The 2,155-nt window shown below is 73.1% G+C and carries 4 protein-coding genes; all 4 read left to right on the plus strand.

Annotation, left to right across the window (positions count from 1 at the left end; genetic code table 11):
* A partial coding sequence (locus VNR91_RS08095) for an alpha/beta hydrolase (RefSeq protein ID WP_325490264.1) occupies window positions 1-795 on the plus strand: 795 nt, incomplete at its 5' end.
* Entirely contained in the window at window positions 792-1,241 is a 450-nt protein-coding gene (gene dut, locus VNR91_RS08100; protein ID WP_325490265.1) for a dUTP diphosphatase, read from the plus strand. The genes VNR91_RS08095 and dut, both read left to right, overlap by 4 nt.
* Window positions 1,238-1,618, plus strand: a complete 381-nt coding sequence (locus VNR91_RS08105; protein WP_325490266.1) for a hypothetical protein — start codon at window positions 1,238-1,240, stop codon at window positions 1,616-1,618. Before dut ends, VNR91_RS08105 begins: the two co-directional genes overlap by 4 nt.
* On the plus strand, window positions 1,615-2,155 hold a 541-nt coding region (locus tag VNR91_RS08110; RefSeq protein WP_325490267.1), incomplete at its 3' end, for a ThiF family adenylyltransferase. The genes VNR91_RS08105 and VNR91_RS08110, both read left to right, overlap by 4 nt.

Raw genomic sequence — 2,155 nt, forward strand, 5'->3', positions numbered from 1 at the left:
CTGCTCGCACCCCTGCTGCTCGTGGCCGCGTGCACCCCCGTTGCCCAGCGCGGGACAGCGACGCGCGCGCCCGAGCCGGCGCTCTATACCGAAACCTTTGGCGACACCCCGGCGGCGCGAGTGCGCACGCTGGTGGTGGTCCTCCACGGTGATTCGCGCAACGCGCCGCCGTCCAGCCAATATGTCGCGGCAGAGCGTTTCGCGGCGGCGGTGCCCGACAGCGCGGTCGTCGCGGTGCTGCGCCCCGGCTATACCGACGCCGCCGGCCACCGATCGCCGGGCGAACGCGGCGAGGGCAACGGCGACAATTACACCGCCGACCGCATCGGCGCGGTGGCGGATACCATCGCGATCCTGCGCGGCCGCTATCCCAACGCGCGCACGATCGTGGTCGGCCATTCGGGCGGCGCGGCGATCGCCGCCGATCTGGCGGGCACGCGATCGGGGCTGATCGACGGGCTGGTGCTGGCCGGCTGCCCCTGCATGCTCGACGAATGGCGCACGGGGATGAAGAAGCGACGGCCGCAGGCGGGGTTCGACACCCCGGTCGACAGCCTCGATCCGCTGCAGACGGTCGGCGGCATCCCGACATCGCTGCGCGCGGCGGTGCTGGTCGGGGCGAAGGACGAGGTCGCGCCCCCGCCCCTATCGCGCGGCTATGCCGAGGCGCTGGCGCTGCGTGGCGTCACCACCGACTATCGCATCCTGCCCGACAAGGGGCATGACATCCTCGACGATCCCGAACTGATCGCCGCGCTCCAGCGCCTCGCCGCCGCGCTGCCGAGGCTGCCGTGAGCGCGGCCCCGATCCGCATCGCGCTGCTGCGGCTGCCGCACGGCGAGGGATTGCCGGCGCCGGCCTATGCCACGGCGGGCGCGGCCGGGATGGACGTCGTCGCCGCCGAGGCGCTGACGCTCGCCCCCGGCCAGCGCCACGCCGTCGCCACCGGCTTCGCGATGGCGATTCCCGCGGGCTTCGAGGTGCAGGTCCGTCCGCGCTCGGGCCTGGCGCTGAAGCATGGCGTCACCTGCCTCAACACCCCCGGCACGATCGACAGCGACTATCGCGGCGAGGTCAAGGTGATCCTCGCCAACCTGGGCGACGCGCCGTTCACGATCGCGCGCGGCGATCGCATCGCCCAGCTCGTCCCCGCCCCGGTGCAGCACGCCGCGCTGGAGGAGGTCGCCAGCCTCGATGACACCGCGCGCGGCGCCGGCGGCTTCGGATCGACCGGACGATGACGATCGCACTCTCCCTCGCACTGCTGGCGCAGGCGGCAACTGCAACCGGCGGCACGCTCGACTGGGACCGGCTGACCCCGCTGCCGTGGCGCACGCCGCCGCAGATGACCTCCGACCTCAGCCGCTTCGTCGCCGATGAAGTGCTGGCCAAACGCTGCGTCCCGCCGAAGCGCGAGGATGCCAGGGCGCTGGTCGATGTCGATGTCGCGGTGCTGGTGCGCGCCGACGGGCTGGTCCGTGTCGCCGTGCCGCGCGCGATCGATTGTCCGACGGTGGAGCAGTTCGCCGCCGGGCTGGTCACCAGCTTTGCCCGCAACAACCTGCGCGCCACCCCCGAGGGCTGGTATCGTGCCAGCGTGACCTTCCCACTGCGGTGACGACACTCAGCGACGCCGAGCTCGATCGCTATGCGCGGCATATCGTGCTCAGGGATTTCGGCGGCGCCGGGCAGATGCGGTTGCGCGGCGCCCGCATCGCGCCGATCGGCGCGGGCGGGATCGGATCGCCGGCGATCCAGTCTCTGGCGGCGGCGGGCGTCGGCGCGCTGGCGATCATCGACGACGACGTCGTCGACCTGCCCAACCTCCAGCGCCAGACAGTGTTCGGCACCGGCGACATCGGCGCGGCGAAGGTCGATGCGGCGACGGCGGCGGTGGCGCGGCTCAATCCGCACGTCGCGGTCACCGCGCACCGCGTGCGGATCGACACGGACAACGCCGCCGCGCTGCTGGCCGGCGCCGACGCGATCATCGACGGCAGCGACAGTTTCGCCACGCGCGGCGCGGTCGCCGATGCGGCGCTCGCGCTGCGCATCCCGCTGGTCTCCGCCGCGGTCGCCCAGTTCGCCGGGCAGCTCGCGCTCTATCGCGGGTGGGAAGCGGACAAGCCCTGCTATCGCTGCTTCGTCGGCTGGC

The sequence above is a fragment of the Sphingomonas sp. genome, from assembly GCF_035555815.1.
Classification (GTDB): domain Bacteria; phylum Pseudomonadota; class Alphaproteobacteria; order Sphingomonadales; family Sphingomonadaceae; genus Sphingomonas.